20 protein-coding genes are annotated in these 16527 nt (G+C 64.8%); 12 read left to right on the plus strand and 8 right to left on the minus strand.

Features of this window, described 5'->3' with window-relative positions; genetic code table 11:
• Positions 1-28 precede the first annotated feature (28 nt).
• The 8 genes from THITH_RS11555 to THITH_RS11590 all read right to left on the minus strand — a co-directional run bounded on the left by THITH_RS11555 (position 29) and on the right by THITH_RS11590 (position 5105).
• On the minus strand, positions 29-781 hold the full coding sequence (locus THITH_RS11555) for an RNA methyltransferase (RefSeq protein WP_006747922.1): 753 nt from the start codon (positions 779-781) through the stop codon (positions 29-31).
• Positions 782-949: 168 nt separating this feature from the next.
• A complete protein-coding gene (locus THITH_RS11560) occupies positions 950-1561 on the minus strand; it encodes a hypothetical protein (protein WP_006747921.1) in 612 nt (203 codons plus the stop codon).
• The gene (locus THITH_RS11565; RefSeq protein WP_006747920.1) at positions 1558-2337 is read right to left on the minus strand and encodes a DUF3050 domain-containing protein; all 780 of its coding nucleotides are present in this window, start codon (positions 2335-2337) and stop codon (positions 1558-1560) included. Before THITH_RS11565 ends, THITH_RS11560 begins: the two co-directional genes overlap by 4 nt.
• 110 nt (positions 2338-2447) lie before the next feature.
• Positions 2448-2657 carry a hypothetical protein gene (locus tag THITH_RS11570; protein WP_006747919.1) on the minus strand — a complete coding sequence of 70 codons (210 nt, stop codon included), beginning with the start codon at positions 2655-2657 and terminating at the stop codon, positions 2448-2450.
• A 123-nt stretch (positions 2658-2780) separates the two neighbouring features.
• Complete coding sequence (locus tag THITH_RS11575) at positions 2781-3122, minus strand: TusE/DsrC/DsvC family sulfur relay protein (protein WP_006747918.1); 342 nt, start codon at positions 3120-3122, stop codon at positions 2781-2783.
• Between the two features lie 165 nt (positions 3123-3287).
• Positions 3288-3968: a type I-MYXAN CRISPR-associated protein Cas6/Cmx6 gene (cas6, locus tag THITH_RS11580; protein WP_025367519.1), complete on the minus strand. Its 681-nt coding sequence runs from the start codon at positions 3966-3968 to the stop codon at positions 3288-3290.
• Between the two features lie 12 nt (positions 3969-3980).
• Positions 3981-4172: a hypothetical protein gene (locus THITH_RS11585; RefSeq protein ID WP_006747916.1), complete on the minus strand. Its 192-nt coding sequence runs from the start codon at positions 4170-4172 to the stop codon at positions 3981-3983.
• A 9-nt stretch (positions 4173-4181) separates the two neighbouring features.
• The gene (locus tag THITH_RS11590) at positions 4182-5105 is read right to left on the minus strand and encodes a TauD/TfdA family dioxygenase (RefSeq protein ID WP_006747915.1); all 924 of its coding nucleotides are present in this window, start codon (positions 5103-5105) and stop codon (positions 4182-4184) included.
• A gap of 492 nt (positions 5106-5597) precedes the next feature.
• Between THITH_RS11590 and dsrA the strand changes: the two genes are divergently transcribed.
• The 12 genes from dsrA to nrfD all read left to right on the plus strand — a co-directional run bounded on the left by dsrA (position 5598) and on the right by nrfD (position 16514).
• Positions 5598-6863: a dissimilatory-type sulfite reductase subunit alpha gene (gene dsrA / locus THITH_RS11595; RefSeq protein WP_006747914.1), complete on the plus strand. Its 1266-nt coding sequence runs from the start codon at positions 5598-5600 to the stop codon at positions 6861-6863.
• A gap of 61 nt (positions 6864-6924) precedes the next feature.
• Entirely contained in the window at positions 6925-8001 is a 1077-nt protein-coding gene (gene dsrB / locus THITH_RS11600) for a dissimilatory-type sulfite reductase subunit beta (RefSeq protein WP_006747913.1), read from the plus strand.
• An 86-nt stretch (positions 8002-8087) separates the two neighbouring features.
• Positions 8088-8480 carry a sulfurtransferase complex subunit TusD gene (gene tusD / locus THITH_RS11605; protein WP_006747912.1) on the plus strand — a complete coding sequence of 131 codons (393 nt, stop codon included), beginning with the start codon at positions 8088-8090 and terminating at the stop codon, positions 8478-8480.
• A gap of 96 nt (positions 8481-8576) precedes the next feature.
• The gene (gene tusC, locus THITH_RS11610) at positions 8577-8969 is read left to right on the plus strand and encodes a sulfurtransferase complex subunit TusC (RefSeq protein WP_006747911.1); all 393 of its coding nucleotides are present in this window, start codon (positions 8577-8579) and stop codon (positions 8967-8969) included.
• Positions 8970-8979: 10 nt separating this feature from the next.
• The gene (tusB, locus tag THITH_RS11615; RefSeq protein WP_006747910.1) at positions 8980-9288 is read left to right on the plus strand and encodes a sulfurtransferase complex subunit TusB; all 309 of its coding nucleotides are present in this window, start codon (positions 8980-8982) and stop codon (positions 9286-9288) included.
• Between the two features lie 51 nt (positions 9289-9339).
• Positions 9340-9672 (plus strand): TusE/DsrC/DsvC family sulfur relay protein, encoded by a 333-nt coding sequence (locus tag THITH_RS11620; protein WP_006747909.1) that lies wholly within the window; start codon positions 9340-9342, stop codon positions 9670-9672.
• Between the two features lie 67 nt (positions 9673-9739).
• Positions 9740-10492 (plus strand): respiratory nitrate reductase subunit gamma, encoded by a 753-nt coding sequence (locus THITH_RS11625; RefSeq protein ID WP_006747908.1) that lies wholly within the window; start codon positions 9740-9742, stop codon positions 10490-10492.
• A 34-nt stretch (positions 10493-10526) separates the two neighbouring features.
• On the plus strand, positions 10527-12023 hold the full coding sequence (dsrK, locus tag THITH_RS11630; protein WP_006747907.1) for a sulfate reduction electron transfer complex DsrMKJOP subunit DsrK: 1497 nt from the start codon (positions 10527-10529) through the stop codon (positions 12021-12023).
• A 52-nt stretch (positions 12024-12075) separates the two neighbouring features.
• Complete coding sequence (locus THITH_RS11635) at positions 12076-14022, plus strand: NAD(P)-binding protein (RefSeq protein ID WP_006747906.1); 1947 nt, start codon at positions 12076-12078, stop codon at positions 14020-14022.
• Positions 14015-14509: a hypothetical protein gene (locus tag THITH_RS11640; RefSeq protein ID WP_006747905.1), complete on the plus strand. Its 495-nt coding sequence runs from the start codon at positions 14015-14017 to the stop codon at positions 14507-14509. Before THITH_RS11635 ends, THITH_RS11640 begins: the two co-directional genes overlap by 8 nt.
• Positions 14506-15252: a sulfate reduction electron transfer complex DsrMKJOP subunit DsrO gene (gene dsrO / locus THITH_RS11645; protein WP_006747904.1), complete on the plus strand. Its 747-nt coding sequence runs from the start codon at positions 14506-14508 to the stop codon at positions 15250-15252. Before THITH_RS11640 ends, dsrO begins: the two co-directional genes overlap by 4 nt.
• A 5-nt stretch (positions 15253-15257) precedes the next feature.
• Complete coding sequence (gene nrfD / locus THITH_RS11650; protein ID WP_006747903.1) at positions 15258-16514, plus strand: NrfD/PsrC family molybdoenzyme membrane anchor subunit; 1257 nt, start codon at positions 15258-15260, stop codon at positions 16512-16514.
• Positions 16515-16527 lie beyond the last annotated feature (13 nt).

Consider the following 16527-nt stretch of genomic DNA (forward strand, 5'->3'; position numbering starts at 1 on the left):
GTCGCAAGCGGAATAGAAATCTACGATATCACGACCGCGTTCGCGGGCGTCCTCCGCCGCGCTCGGTATGCGTCAGGATCCCCCGCAGGATCCGCACCTCGTTGGCGGTCAGGCCGGCACGTTGATAGAGGTGCCGCAGCCGGCGCATCAGGTGGCGCGGCTTTTCCGGATCGAGGAATTCGATCTGCACCAGCGCCCGCTGATAATGCTCAAACAGTGCGTCCATCTCGGCCTGCGTCGCGTAGCGCTCGGTCCCGCCGCCGGCAGCAGCGCTGTCCGCGTCGCCCGCCAGCACCGCGCTCCGGCACGCGTAGGCCAGCACCTGCACCGCGGCCGCGAGGTTCAGCGAGCTGAAGTCCGGGTCGGTGGGAATCTGCACGAGCGCGGTGCAGCGATCGAGCTCGGCGTTGGTCAGGCCGCTGCTTTCACGGCCGAACACCAGCGCCACGGGTCCCCCGGACGTCCGGGCGACCAGTTCCCGCGCGGCCGGTTCGGGCGTGAACACCGGCACCGAGTGGCCGCGTCGCCGGGCGCTGGTCCCGACCACCCAAACGCAATCGGCAACCGCGTCGTCGAGCCGCGACAGCACGCGGGCCCGCGCCAGCAGGTCGTCCGCGCCCGCGGCCAGCGCGGTCGCCTCGGCAGCCGGGAAGCGCTGCGGATCCACCAGCACCAGATCCGACAGCCCCATGGCCTTCATCGCCCGGGCGGCCGAGCCGATGTTGCCCGGGTGTGTAGTGCCCACCAGCACCACACGGATGCGAGCCAAATGATCGTGCATCGTGCGGTACGCTCCGCTGTTGCGTGATCCGGAAGTGTTCATCGGGACTTTGGCGCTGTGGCGGCGGGTCGCCCTGCCGCCACAGCGCCAGGCCGGGCGTTAAGGCCGAGCGGTCGCCACACGCAGGGACTTCGATACCGCGGGCCGGTGACGACCCGCCTGCTGCGCTCAGTCGTCGGCCAGGGGGCGCCGGGGGCCTTCGTCGCTGCGGGACGCACTTGCCGCCGCCCCCAGCAGCGACTTCAACGCGCGCCTGAACGTCTGCGCGGCCTCGGGACCGTCGATCGCGACGACCTGATCCTGCGCCCACTTGCGGTTCGTCGGTCCAAGCACCTCGGTCACCCGGTCGCCAAGCACGCAGAGCATCGAGAACCCGGGGCCTTCCTGCTCGCTATAGCTGCATTCGGCGTAATGGCCCGTGCGCTCGTTGAGCTTGTCGATGAACTGCTCCCGGTAGGGCCCCGGTCCCTGCGCGTCGCTGCGGTTTTCGTCCACCAGTTCGGAAAGTCGCAGCGCCATCGCGGTGATGAAGCGACCGCGTTCGTCGTCGTCCAGACGGTCGTAGACCTGGCGGTCCGCGACCAGCACCAGGAAGGCGACGAATTCTTCGATGATGTCCAGCCGCTGGGCGCGCGACGCCGTCTCGAAACCCTCGTTCTCGAGGTTGAGCACGCCGTTGCAGGCCGCACGCCAGGCGTTCGACGCCGCCGCGGTCGCCAGATCCTCGAGGCTGCGTTCGCGGCCTTCCTGCTTCCAACGCCCCCTCAGACGCAGACTCATGCCGCCTCCCGCAGACGGGCGTGAACACCGTCCCAGAATGCGATACGCGCTTCCAGCGCGGTGCTGGCCGCGACCCGCGCCTCCTCGAGTTTCACCGGATCGCCCGCGCAGAGCAGGTCCAGCATGCGCAGCGACATCGGGCCGTGGAAGTCCTCGTCGAGGTGGACATGCCGGTTGAGATAGAAATGGAACTGCGGTGCCGCATCGGACCCGATCCCCATCTCGCGCAGGAAGCTGCGGAACATTCCCGGGATCACGTGCTCGCGGCCGAGCGCCAGCGCTGCGGCCACCACGTGCGGTTTGCCGCTGGCGATGAAGTCGAAGGTCGTGCGCATGAAACGGGCTGCCGGCTCCGGTGCGATACCCGCATCCAGCGCCGCGTCGATGCCGTGCTGCGAGGCGAGGGCCACGAACCGCCGCGGGCGCTCGGGATCCGCACCGAGTTCCTGCATCGCTTCACAGTACAGCTCGAAGTGGCTCATGTGGCGATCGACACCATCGGGACCCGGCACCGCGTCGGATTCCTCTTCCAGCACGAGTTCATTGATGAAGCGCCGTACCGCGGCATCGCCGCTGGGCGTCCATGGCTGTCGTGCGGGCGCCAGATGCCCCTGCAGGTACTTGATCAGGGACATGAAATCCCAGACCGAGTAGACATGGTGCTCCATGAAATGGCGCAGCGCATCGAGATCGCGCAGGCCGTAGACCGGATGCTGGTCGAGGCGCTTGCGCAGCGGCGCGAGAACCTCCGGGTCGAAACCGGCGAGCTTGGGCATGGGGATACCCTCGACGATGGGCATTGCAGGGCGGGCCGGCAACGGAGTGATGCCGGGAACGCAGCGGATGCGGGCGGCCGGCAGCCGCCCCGCATCCGCCCGTGCGGAGCTCAGCGGTGCGAGCCCTTCTCCTCGTGGGCAATATCCACCAGCTGCATCGCGATGTCGCGGTAGCGCTTGTGGTAGCCATGCAGGGGATGGCCCTCGGGAGCGATGTAGTAGTCGACCGGATCGACACCATTCTCGTTCTGGTGCTCGTACTTCATGAAATGCTTCTGCATTTCCAGCATTTCCTTGATCAGTTCCTGCTTATTGCTCATGGTTGCGTGTCTCCATGGTGATGGGGTAGCAGTCGCGCGGACCCCGAAGCCAGCGCGACTGTAACACCGGCCAGCGGGGCGCTTAACCTCCCTTAGGGGATAGGTCGGGCGCGCAATGCCGCATCAATATCCGCCCTTGCGCCGGCTCTCGGGCAGTCCCGCGATACGGCCACCCTGCTTGCTGGGATCCAGCGGGAAGAGATCGTAGATGGTCTTGGCATCGACGCTCTTGTCGCCCCAGAGCTGCTGCATGGCCTTTACGATCGTCCGCGTGTTGGGCTGGTTTTCGTTGTTGTTGAAGTACTCGTCGCGAAGGTACCGGATCAGGTCCCAGTGCCGCTGGCTCAGGGCGATGCCTTCCTTCGCGGCGATGGCCTCCGCAACCTTCTCGTTCCAGTCCGACAGTTCCTCGAGGTATCCGTTCGCGTTCGTGGCGATGGTGGCGCCATCGACTTCCAGACTCATCTGGTCTTCCTCCCTTGACTCGCTCTATCAGGTTTCACGGTGGGTTCGGAACCGGAAGCCCCAGGGCATCCCCGGGCAGCTCCGGATCCGGGATACTGCGCTAACCGCCGGGAACGCTTTCGCAGACCCGGCGGATCATGCCTCGATAATTGCCGGGGTCCTCGATCAGGCCGCCCCGGGCACCGGCGCGATGTCCTTGTGCCCGATGAACAGGCCACAGCCCATCGCCTGCTCGGACCCCACGCCGCTGCGCTGCAGCCGCAGCGACGCCTCGGGATCGAGCTCGGCGACCATCAGGCTGCGCGTGTGCAGCAAACCGTCCGGGACCCGCAGCACATGGCTGCGGCCGCTCAGCAACTTCGACACCGGCACGCCGATCCGCGCCAGCTCGGCCGCCATCTCGGCAAGGAATGCGGCTTCGTCCTGCTCCGGGTCCGCCACCACGTGGCGGGCAAACACCACCGGCAACGGCTCCAGCGGAATCACGTTCATCGCGCCCACGCCGACCCCGAACCCCGATACCTCCAGGGTCTGGCCGACCAGGGCCGCGGCCTCGTCGACGCGCGCCTCGGGCACGCGCAGCCGCAGCCGGGCCCGCCGGGACAGGTGCAGCAGGTCGCGCTCGGGATCCTGCGGACGCATCCAGCCATTGCCCGACTCTGCGCCGTGGATCAGGTGCACGCCCGCATGTTCCTCGGTGCCGAGCCAGGGCAGAAGCTCGAGCAGCGCCGTGGACAACGCATAGGCATGGTCCAACGGCAGGCGCGGGCAGTCGATGCGGTACGCGACGTCGACCACGTCGCGCAGCCCGGCGAGTTCATCCTGCGGCGAATCGTCCCAAAACATCTCGGCCCCCATTCAACGGCTCGCCGACGTGAATTCCGCCTCGATGCGTTCCTCCCAGTCCATCGGCGTATCCGGGAACGGAGGCCGCACGTCCGAACTCAGGAAGCGTTCCCCTGCACGGGCGCGCTCGCGCACCAGCTCCAGCAACTGCTCGAAGGATTCGAGATCCTGGTTCTGCATCAGCATCTCGCTCAGCCAAATCATCGCATTACCTCAGGTTTTTGCCACGCGGTCCAGGAATCGAGCCCGGTAGACCCGCCGTTGCCGGCCGACCTCGGCGTCGTCCCGGAATCCGGTGCGGTTATGCAGCACGTTGTTACAAAGCAGCCCCTCGCCCGGCGCGAGCCGATACCGGAACACCGGAACCGTTTCCGACTCGAGCAGCTGCGTGATCTGCGCGGCGGCTTCCCGCGTTGTCGCGTCGTCGCGCCAGCGCACGTTGCGCCCGCGCGCGGTATAGCGCATGTGCAGCGCCCCGGTTGCCGGATCCACGCTGAATACCGGGCCGGTACGCTCCGGGCGCAGCACCTGTCCATCCTGGACGTTCGCGGGAATCGTCAAGGCCTGAGGGTGCATCAGCGCGGCCACGTACTCGGGATCACGGTCACGCAGCGCAATGTACAGCATCTCGTGGTCGACCAGACCGTTCTCGCCGCCTTCGGCCGCATCCTGCGCGCAGTGCAGCAACATCGCGCGGATCGTCCGCGCCGACTCATTGTAATAGCCGTCGCAATGCCAGCTCAGCGGACGGTCGGTGTAGGGGATGTAGTCGGCCTTGTGACCACTGCCGTCGCTGACCTGCAGCTCGCTGATGCCATCCTCGTCGGCACAGAGGTGCTCGTCGAGGCGTTCCAGCCCCAGCGCCCGGCCGAACGCCCGCACCGATGCCCGACCCGCCCCGGCGTTGCGGCAGCGGTAGACCACCATGTTCGCCCGCTGGATCGCGTCGGTCAGCGCCGCACGTTCGTCCGCACTCGGGCAGGCGATATCGTTCACGTCCACTTTCAGTGCCTGCAGCGCTTGCGGAAAACGGCGCAGCTTGTCGGCGCGCCAACGGCGATACGCCGCATCGTCGCCAAGGGCAAAGGCCCGTTGGCCAGGCGCGGAGTGCAGGTATTGGTGCGTGGCGCTGTTCATCATCGGCTCGAGGCGTTATGGTGGCCAAGCGGTGTGGCTCGCCGGGCGCAGTTCCCGCAGCGGATCTGCCCGCGCGGTGTCCGCAGTGTAGTGCGCTGCCGATTCCCCACAACTATCCTTCCGGGATAGAAGGCTTTCCGGCGGCGGAATCGCAGCGATGACGGCCGCCGCCCGAGCCCTGCCTCAGGGGTCCGGCAAGCCGCTACCGCCGTCTCCGGGCCGGCACCCGGCACCCCCGGTGCCGCGCATATCCCGGGAGAGATAGAGCACCCCTATTACCCTCCCCCATGAGTAGGATGTTCTCGTCACACGCACGGACCTACAGTAACCGACCGTGTGACGAGGGGTCCTCGCCGGGGGATCGCCTCTGCAGTAGCATCAGCGTCCGGAACGAACTCTGGACGACGAGTTCGAACCGACTACACTACCGCAACGTGTCGACCCGACTGACTCGAGCCGGCCCGCATCCAGAACCCGAACAAGGAGACCGCCATGGCGAACCAACATCATCCGACCCCCATGCTCGACGAGTTGGAAAACGGCCCCTGGCCGAGCTTCATCTCGGGAATCAAGCGCCTTCGCGACGAACATCCGGATGAGCGCATCAAGAACGTGACCAACGACCTGCTCGGTCAGCTCGAGCACTCCTACGAGACCCGCAAGGGCTACTGGAAAGGCGGCACGGTCTCGGTGTTCGGCTACGGTTCCGGAATTATCCCGCGCTTTTCCGAGGTTTCCAAGGCTTTCCCCGAGTCGCGCGAATTCCACACCGTGCGCGTGCAGCCGCCGGCCGGCAACTTCTACACCACCGACATGCTGCGCCAGCTGGCGAACAGCTGGGAGAAGCACGGCTCGGGCCTGGTCACCTTCCACGGCCAGACCGGCAACGCGATGTTCATCGGCGTGAACACCACCAACACCCAGGCCTTCTTCGACGAGATCAACGAATACGGTTGGGATCTCGGCGGCGCCGGCCCCTGCGTGCGTACCGGCATGTCCTGCGTCGGCGCAGCCCGTTGCGAACAGTCCTGCGCCAACGAGCAGCGCATCCACCGCACGCTGCTGAACCGCTTCACCGATGACGTGCACCGCCCGTCGCTGCCGTACAAGTTCAAATTCAAGGTCTCCGGCTGCCCGAACGACTGCGTGAACGCGATCGAGCGCTCCGACTTCGCGGTGATCGGCACCTGGCGCGACGACATCAAGATCGATCAGGAAGAGGTCAAGAACTTCGTCGCCGAATACGGCCGCGACAAGGTCCACCTGGACGTGATCAACCGTTGCCCCAGCAAGTGCATGACGCTGAACGAGGACAACACGCTGGCCATCGACAACGGCAACTGCGTGCGCTGCATGCACTGCATCAACGTGATGACCAAGGCATTGTCGCCCGGCGACGATCAGGGCGTGACCATCCTCGTCGGCGGCAAGCGCACGCTGAAGATCGGCGACCTGATGGGCACCGTGATCGTACCGTTCATGAAGCTCGAGACGGAAGAGGACTACCAGGGGCTGGTCGAACTCGCTGAAAACATCATCGACTTCTGGGCCGAAAACGGCCTCGAGCACGAGCGTTGCGGCGAAATGATCGAGCGCATCGGCCTGGTGAACTTCCTGAAGGGAATGGGCCTGGAGGCCGACCCGAACATGGTCAACCATCCGCGCCAGAGTTCCTACATCCGCTTGGACGAGTACGACGAGGCTGCGGAGAACTACCTGCGCCACAAGATGGAACAGCGGCAGGCCGCCGCGGGTTGATCCCGCGGTTCTCCGCCCCCTGACCGAACACTACCTATTCAATAGATAGCGGGAGTAATCGATGTCACAACCAGCCATGCGTCCGCCGATCGAATCCGGTTGCCCGGACGGTTTCCAGTACATGCATCCGCTGATGCGCCGTAACTTCGGCATGTGGAAATACCACGAGCATCCCCGCCCCGGTGTGTTGCTTCATGTTTCCGACATGGGCGAGAAGATCTGGACCGTGAAAGCCGGCACCCAGCGCATCCTCGACGTGTTCACGCTGCGCAAGCTCTGCGATATCGGTGATCAGTACGCCGACGGCTACGTGCGCTTCACGATCCGTTCGAACATCGAGTACATGATCGACGCCGAGGAAAAGGTCGAGCCGTTGATCAACGCGCTGGAAGACGCGGGCTTCATCGTCGGCGGCACGCGCAACTCGGTGTCGATGATCTCGCACACCCAGGGTTGGCTGCATTGCGACATCCCCGGCACCGACGCCTCCGGCGTGGTGAAGGCGATGATGGACGAACTCATCGACGAGTTCCGCAACCACAACATGCCCAACCGCGTGCACATCACCACCTCGTGCTGCCAGATCAACTGCGGCGGCCAGGGCGATATCGCGATCAACGTGCAGCACACCAAGCCGCCGAAGATCAACCACGACCTCGTCGCCAACGTCTGTGAACGCCCGTCGGTGGTTGCTCGCTGCCCCGTCGCCGCGATCCGCCCGGCACTGGTCAACGGCAAGCCGTCGCTCGAAGTCGACGAGAAGAAGTGCATCTGCTGCGGTGCCTGCTACCCGCCCTGCCCGCCGATGCAGATCAACGACGCCGAGCACACCAAGTTCGCGATCTGGGTTGGCGGCAACCATTCCAACGCCCGCGGCAAGCCGACGTTCCAGAAGCTGGTCGCGTCCGGCATCCCGAACAACCCGCCGCGCTGGCCCGAGGCCACCGCGATCGTGAAGCGGATCCTGAAGGTCTACCAGGAAGACGGTCAGGACTGGGAGCGCATCAACGACTGGATCGAGCGCATCGGCTGGCCCGCGTTCTTCGAGAAGACCGGACTGCCGTTTACCCGGTACCACATCGAGAACTGGCGCGGCGCACGTAACAGCCTGAACGCGTCGACCCACATCCGGTTCTGATCCGGGACGTTTTTCGACCCGGCAGACGTTGAACCGGCGGCCCCAGGGCCGCCGGCTCGTAAACAGGCTCAACAGGAACGCACCGAATGAAATACGGAATTCTGGTCAACGAGGGCCCGTATCAACACCAGGCCTCCGATACCGCCTACCAGTTCGCCAAGGCCGCAATCGACAAGGGCCACGAGGTCTTCCGCGTGTTCTTCTATCACGACGGCGTGAACAACGGCACCCGCTTCGGCGTGCCGCCACAGGATGACCGCAACATCACCACGCGCTGGACCGAAATGGCCGAGCAGCACGGGGTCGACATGGTCATCTGCATCGCCGCCGCGCAGCGCCGCGGGCTGCTCGACGAGGGCGAGGCCAAGCGCCAGGGCAAGGACGGTGACAACATCGCACCCGGCTTCCGAATCTCGGGTCTCGGCCAGCTGATCGAGGCAGGGATTCAGTGCGACCGCCTGGTGGTGTTCGGCGACTGATCGCCAACGGGCTGACCCGCACCGACCGGCCTCACGCCAGTGCTCCCCGATCCGGGGAGCCGGCCACGCAACCATCATCATCGAAGGTAGAACGAAATGTCAGAACCTTGGGAAGAAGAAGGTCCAGGCACGATCAAGAAGTTCATGTACGTGAACCGCAAGGCACCGTACGGAACCATCTATGCGCTGGAATCGCTGGAAGTCGTGCTGATCGCGGCCGCCTTCGAACAGGACGTCAGCATGGCCTTTCTCGACGACGGTGTGTACCAGCTGAAGAAGGGGCAGGATACGCAGGGCATCGGGATGAAGAACTTCTCGCCCACCTACCGCGCCCTCGAAGGCTACGACGTCGAAAAACTCTACGTCGAGGCCGAGTCCATGGCCGAACGCGGTCTCACCGAAGACGATCTGCTGGTCCCGGTCGAAGTCATCAGCCGCGAGGCGATGACCGAGCTGATGGAAGAGCAGGACGTGATTCTGAGTTTCTGAGGGAGTTGTCATGAGCATGCTGCACACCGTCAACAAGTCGCCGTTCGAGCGCAACACCCTTGCGTCCTGTCTGGGTCATGCGAAAGCCGGTTCCGATATCCTGCTGATCGAAGACGGCGTCTACGCGGCCGTACGCGGTACCTCCCATGAGGATATGGTCCGCAACGCGGTCGGCACGCACAATGTATACGTGCTCGGGCCGGATCTGCTCGCCCGCGGCATGAACCCCGAACAAGTCATCGAGGGCATCTCGGTCGCGGACTACGGCGATTTCGTCGACCTGACCGAAAAGCACGACAAGGTCCAGGCCTGGCTCTGAAGCCGGACCGGTCCGCACATCCATCCGAAACCCTAGCAACAGGAGTCTCCCATGCCAATCGAAGCCAACGGCAAGACCTACGAAACCGACGAAGAGGGCTACCTCGCCAACCTGAACGACTGGAACCCCGACCTGGCCACCGCGATGGCCAAGGCCGACGGTGCCGACCTCGACGAAAACCATTGGGAAGTCATCAACTTCCTGCGCGAGTACTACGAGGAATACCAGATCGCCCCGGCGGTCCGCGTGCTGACCAAGGCGATCGGCAAGAAGCTCGGGCCGGACAAGGGCAACAGCAAGTACCTCTACGAGCTGTTCCCGTACGGTCCCGCGAAGCAGGCTTGCAAATACGCCGGTCTGCCGAAGCCGACCGGCTGCGTCTGAACCACCTGCATGACCCCTCCGGGTGGGGCCTCACCCCACCCGGTTCTTCTGATCCGGAGGATTGCCCGTGTTTGTCACCGTGCTCTTTGCCCTGCTCTTCTATGCGGCCACGGCCATCTTTCTGGTCGGGATCGGCATGCGCATCGCACGTTATGCACGGACCCCCGCGCCGCTGAAGATTCCCACGACGCCTGCGCCGACCACGCGCGGCGGGGTCGTGGTGCGGATGGCAACCGAAGTCCTCCTGTTCAACAGCCTGTTCAAGGCCAACAAGTGGATCTGGATCTTCGGCATCCTGTTCCATGTGGCGCTGGCTCTCGTGCTGTTGCGCCACCTGCGCTATTTCCTCGATCCAGTACCGACCTGGGTCGTCATGATTCAGCCCTTCGGCAAGTACGCCGCGTTCGCGATGGTGATCGGGCTCGCAGGGCTCTGGGCACGGCGGCTGTTCGTCGAACGCATCCGCTACATCTCGTCGCCGTCGGACCATCTGATGCTGGCGCTGCTGCTAGGCATCGGCCTGACCGGCCTCGCGATGACCTACCTCTGGCACGTCGACATCACCGCGGTGAAGCTGTTCTTCACCGGACTGATGCGGTTCGACTTCAACCCGCTCCCCGCGCACCCGATGCTGCTGCTGCATCTGCTGCTGGTCGCCGGGCTGATGATCATCTTTCCGTTCAGCAAGCTGCTGCACGCGCCGGGCGTATTCTTCAGCCCGACCCGCAACCAGGTCGACAATCCGCGCGAAAAGCGCCATGTCACGAAAGTGACCTGGATGGTCCGGAGCGAAAAACCCGCGGCGAGCGCGGATCAATAAACCGAACGGCGCCCCTTAGACAGGAACCCGCACGATGGCCAATTTCGATACCCCGGAACTCACCGAAACCGATACCGTGGAGATCCCCGCACTGAAAAGCGGGGTCATGTCCCACAGCAAGCCTTTCGTTTCGAAGGAACAGTTCCAGGCACCGCTCGGTTTCCCCGGCGAGCTGGCCGACAACTGGAAGGATGTTGCGATCAACAAGCTTGGCGAGCTGCTGCAGTCCAACCGCGCGCTCCAGGTGTTCATGGATTCCTGCGTGAAATGCGGCGCCTGCACCGACAAATGCCATTACTTCCTCGGCACTTCCGATCCGCGCAACATGCCGGTTGCCCGCCAGGATCTGCTGCGCGGCGTGTACCGCCGCTACTTCACGCTCCCCGGCAAGTACTTCCCGAAGCTGGTCGGCGCGACCGATCTGACCGAGGAGGTGCTCGACCAGTGGTACAGCTACTTCCACCAGTGCTCGGAATGCCGGCGCTGCTCGGTGTACTGCCCCTACGGGATCGACACCGCCGAAATCACCATGGCCACCCGCGACATCATGAACGCGGTTGGCAAGGGCCAGAAATACAGCAACGAAATCATCGGCAAGGTGTTCAAGATCGGCAATAACCTCGGCCTGCCGCAGCCGGCGCTGGAAGACACGCTGCTCGGCCTCGAGGAAGACGTGAAGGATGACACCGGCATCGACGTGCGCTTTCCTCTCGACGAGAAGGGTGCCGAGGTGCTGGTCGTCACCCCGTCGGCCGACTTCTTCGCCGAGCCGCACATCGACGGCCTGATCGGCTATGCGAAAGTCTTCCACGCCGCCGGCATTTCCTGGACGCTGTCGTCGCACGCATCCGAAGCCGCGAACTTCGGCCTGTTCATCGGCTCCGGCGAGAACATGAAACGCATTGCGATGCGCATCCGCGAGGCCGCGCTCGACCTCGGCGTGAAGCGCATCATCTTCGGCGAATGCGGCCATGCCTGGCGCGTGGCCTACAGCTACCTGAATACGCTCGCCGGCCCGTTCGACTTTCTCGATCCGCGCTACCCGGTGCCGCAGCATATCTGCGAGTTCACCCACGATCTGATCCAGCGCGGCGTGCTGACGCTCGACAAGAGCCGCAACGACCACCGCCGGGTGACCTTCCACGATTCCTGCAACGTCGCCCGCGCGTCGCGCATGGGCGACATGCCGGGCGGGCAGTTCATCATTCCGCGCGAGATCATCAAGGCGACCTGCAACCATTTCCACGACATGGCGCCGGAAACGATCGGCGAAGGCACCTTCTGCTGCGGCGGCGGTGGCGGTCTGCTGACCGACGACCTGATGGAACTCCGGGTCAAGGGCGCCCTGCCCCGCATGAATGCGCTGAAGCAGGTCGTCGACGAACACGAAGTCACGCATATGGCGGCGATCTGCGCGATCTGCAAGAGTCAGTTCAGCAAGGTGCTGCCTTATTACGGCTTCCAGATGGACCAGATCATCAGCGTCCACCAGCTGGTCAGCGACGCCCTCGTCCTCGACGCGAAACAATAACCACGAACCGAAGCACAGTCGGGCCATCGCCCGATTCCACAGGAGACACGGCATGGCAACTTCAAGCGAAGACATGAAACTGACTTTCCGGAAGTTCCGCGACGGCGACCACGAGCGCCGCGACTGGAAGGAGGCCATTTTCGAGGGCGATCATTCCCACAAGTGCCCGGTCTACGTGCACCGCACTCCGCCCTGCCAGGGCTCCTGCCCGGCGGGCGAAGACATCCGTGGCTGGCTGCAGATCGTCCGCGGCATCGAGAAGCCCGCTGGCGACATGAGCTGGCAGGAATACGCGTTCCGCCGCGCGACCGACGCCAACCCGTTCCCGTCGGTGATGGGTCGGGTCTGCCCCGCCCCCTGCGAATCCGGCTGTAACCGCAACGAGGTCGAAGACTTCGTCGGCATCAACTCGGTCGAGCAGTACATCGGCGACACCGCGCTGGACGAAGGCTTCACCTACGATCCCGCGCCGGCGCTGTCGGGCAAGAAGGTCGCGATCATCGGCGGCGGCCCTGGCGGCATGTCGGCGGCCTATCACCTGCGCCGCCGTGGCCATGCGTCGACGATCTTCGACGACCACGAAGAGCTGGGCGGGATGATGATGTACGGAATCCCCGAGTACCGGGTGCCCCGCGACCGGCTGCGCGCGGAGATGAACCGCATCCTGGCGCTCGGCGACATCGACCTGCGTCTGAACACCCGTGTCGGCAAGGACGTCTCGATGGAAGACGTCGAGAAGGAATTCGATGCCGTCGTCTGGGCCGTCGGCTGCCAGACCGGACGCCCGCTACCGGTTCCGGGTGCCAACGCGCCGAACTGCATCGCCGGCGTCCAGTTCCTGTCCGCGTTCAACACCGGCCGGCTGAAGGTGCTGCCCACCGACAAGATCGTCTGCGTCGGTGGCGGTGATACCTCGATCGACGTCGTGTCCGTGGCCCGCCGCCTCGGCAAGATCGAAAACGACAACCCGACCGATAACCCCGAGGACGCGATCCACGGCTACGTGGCGCACGATTCGGCGACGGCCGCGGTGCGCACCGGCGCCGCGGTCACGCTGACCTCGCTGTTCGCGAAGGAAAAGATGACCGCGGCCGAGCACGAAGTGCAGGACGCGCTGCGCGAGGGCGTCACCATCCTCGACGGCGTGATTCCGGTCGAGGTCGTGCTGAACGACAAGGGTCGCGCCACCGGGCTGAAAATGGCCAAGTGCGAGTGGGACGGCAACACGCCGAAGCCGATCGAAGGCACCGAGTTCGTGCTCGAAGCCAACCTGATCATCTCGGCGATCGGCCAGGGCGGCGATCTCACCGGTCTGGAAGCACTGGACAATGGCCGCGGCTTCATCAACAGCGACAAGTTCTACCAGGTTCCCGGCCAGGAAGGTCACTTCGTGATCGGCGACATCATTCGCCCGCACCTGCTCACCACCGCGATTGGCCACGGCCGCATCGCCGCGGACAGCATCGACCACTTCCTGCGCCACGAGGAACCGATCAAGCGCCCGCGCGTCGACGTGCATCACTTCAACCTGCTCGGCAAGCTGAAGGAAACCGGACTGACCCCCGAGGACTACAGCGGCGAGCAGGTCCGGGGTACCTCCGAAGGCAGCTTCGCGGTGCACAACTACGAGGACCGTTCGGCCCACGAGATCATCTCGCACGAAAAGCTGTTCAAGGGCCACTTCCCGTTCACCCCGCGCAACCGCCGCGAAGAGCACGGTCCGGACGCCAACGAGGTCATCGGCCATTTCGAGGAGCGCATGAAGGCGCTCAGCACCGAACAGGCTCAGGAAGAGGCCAAGCGCTGCATGAGCTGCGGCATGTGCTTCGAGTGCGACAACTGCGTGATCTACTGCCCGCAGACCGCGGTGTACCGGGTGCCGAAAAAGCAGTCCGCGACCGGCCGCTATGTCGCGACCGACTATGGCAAGTGCATCGGCTGCCATATCTGTGCCGAGGTCTGCCCGACCGGCTACATCGACATGGCGATGGGTGAGTAACGTGCTGCGTGGATTCACCCCGTTCGGCCTGTCCCTGCCAGCCCTGGTGCTGGCAGGGCTGGCCCTGACGCTTGCAGGCTGTGGCAAGGTCGAACCGCCGGATCCGGCGCTGCTCGCGGAAGCGCGCGGCGATCAGTGCGTCAAGGATCCCGATGTGATGCGTCGGGATCACATGAAGATCCTGATGCACGAACGCGACGAGGCGAAGCGCTTCGGGCGGCGCAACCCCGATCACAGCTTCGTGGGATGCATCGACTGCCACGTGTCGCCGACCGCAAGCCGTGACGAACCTTCGACCCACTTCTGCCTCGCCTGCCACGAGTTCAACGCCGTGCGGATGGACTGCTTCCAGTGCCACACCGACCAGCCGTCGGACAGCGCGCCGATGCCGCGCCAGAGCGCCGACGTCGAGAGCCTGCTTGACCAGCATCTCGCGGCACAGGACACGGGCGGACCGAGGTCCGTCCAGGAGATACCGACACCATGAGCAACGAGAGCAACGCGAACCTCTCGCGCCGGCAGTTCATCACCGGTGCTGCCGCGACGGTGGCCGGCCTCACCGTCGCGCCAGGCGTCTTCCTGCTGAAACCCGCGGGCGCTGCCAGCGGCAACGGCAACGGCGAAAAACCGCGCTGGGGGCTGCTGATCGACACCAACAAGTGTGCCGACGGCTGCACCGCCTGCGTGCGCGCCTGCCACGAGGAAAACGGCGTTCGCAGCCTCGGCCGCCCCGCCACCGATGCCCAGTGGATCCGCAAGGTGAACCTGACCGACCAGGCGACGGGTCACCAGCATTCGCTGCCGGTGATGTGCCAGCACTGCGAGCATCCGCCCTGCGTCGACGTCTGTCCGACCAAGGCATCGTTCATCCGCCCGGACGGTATCGTGCTGGTCGACAAGCATACTTGCATCGGCTGCCGTTACTGCATGATGGCCTGCCCGTACAAGGCGCGCTCGTTCATCCACGAGCCGCTGACCGACCAGAAGCCTCACGCCCCGCGGGGTAAGGGCACGGTCGAGAGCTGCACGCTGTGCGTCCACAAGGTCGATCGCGGAGACGGCACGACCGCCTGCGTCGAGGCCTGCAACCGCGACGGCCACCAGGCGATGGTGTTCGGCGACCTCAATGATCCGGACAGCGAGATCTCGCAGCGCATGAAGCAGTACGGAAGCACTGCCATCCGAGCCGACCTGCGCCTGAATCCGGGCGTACGCTATCAGGGAATCTGAGACCGATGAGTCAGACCACAATCAAGACCCATTTCCGGGAGATCGAGGGGCGCAGCCCGCTGTACCTGGCGTTGCTCGGCGGCCTGCTGGTGCTGGTCGGGCTCGGACTGCTCGCCGCGCTGATGAAGGGCACCCACGGGCACCATATCACCGGTATGAACAATCAGGTGGTCTGGGGCCTGCCGCATATCTTCGCGATCCTGATGATCGTTGCCGCATCCGGCGCGTTGAACGCGGCGTCGTTCGCGTCGGTGTTCGGACGCGTCGTGTACAAGCCGCTGGCACGCGTTTCCGCGCTGCTCGCGATGACGCTGCTGATCGGCGGTCTGGTGGTTCTGGTGCTCGACCTCGGCCGGCCGGATCGGCTGATCATCGCGATGACGCACTACAACTTCAAGTCGATCTTCGCCTGGAACATCTTCCTGTACACCGGATTCCTCGCCATCGTCGCGGTTTACCTCTGGTTCATGATGGAGAACCGGATGAACCGCTATGTGCCGATCGCCGGCTACGCCGCGTTCCTCTGGCGGCTGATCCTGACCACCGGTACCGGCTCGATCTTCGGATTCCTGGTCGCGCGCGAAGCCTACGACGCCGCGATCCTGGCACCGCTGTTCATCGCGATGTCGTTCTCGCTGGGGATGGCGGTATTCATCCTGGTGACCCTGGCCAGTTTCCTGGGCACCGGCCGCCCGCTCGGCGACCTGATCCTCCGGCGCATGAAGAACCTGCTCGGAGTCTTCGTCGCCGGCGTGCTGTACTTCGTGCTGGTCTATCACCTGACCAACCTGTACGCAACGCGGCTGCACAGCGTCGAAGCGTTCGTGTTGCTGCACGGTGGCATCTACACCTTCCTGTTCTGGTTCGTGCAGATCCTGATCGGCAGCCTGATCCCGCTGGTGATGCTGTTCCATCCCGTGTGGAGCCAATCCCGCAAGGTCATCGCGACCGCGGCGGCGCTGGTGCTGGTCGGCGGCTTCGCACAGCTGTACGTGATCGTGATCGGCGGTCAGGCCTACCCGCTCGACCTGTTCCCCGGCTACGATTCCAGCAGCGCGTTCTTCGACGGTGTGGTCGCCGGCTACTCGCCGTCGCTGGTCGAATGGATGCTGGGGATCGGCGGCGTCGGCTTCGCGTTCCTGCTGTTCGCGGTCGCGCTGAAGTTCCTGCGCTTCCTGCCGACCAGCCTCGCCGACGACAAGATCGATCCGCACGCAGCCCGTGCGTCGGCTGCTGAGCGGCCGGCGACCGCCGGGGCATGACCCCGGTCGGTCC

Source organism: Thioalkalivibrio paradoxus ARh 1, assembly GCF_000227685.2.
Lineage (GTDB): Bacteria > Pseudomonadota > Gammaproteobacteria > Ectothiorhodospirales > Ectothiorhodospiraceae > Thioalkalivibrio > Thioalkalivibrio paradoxus.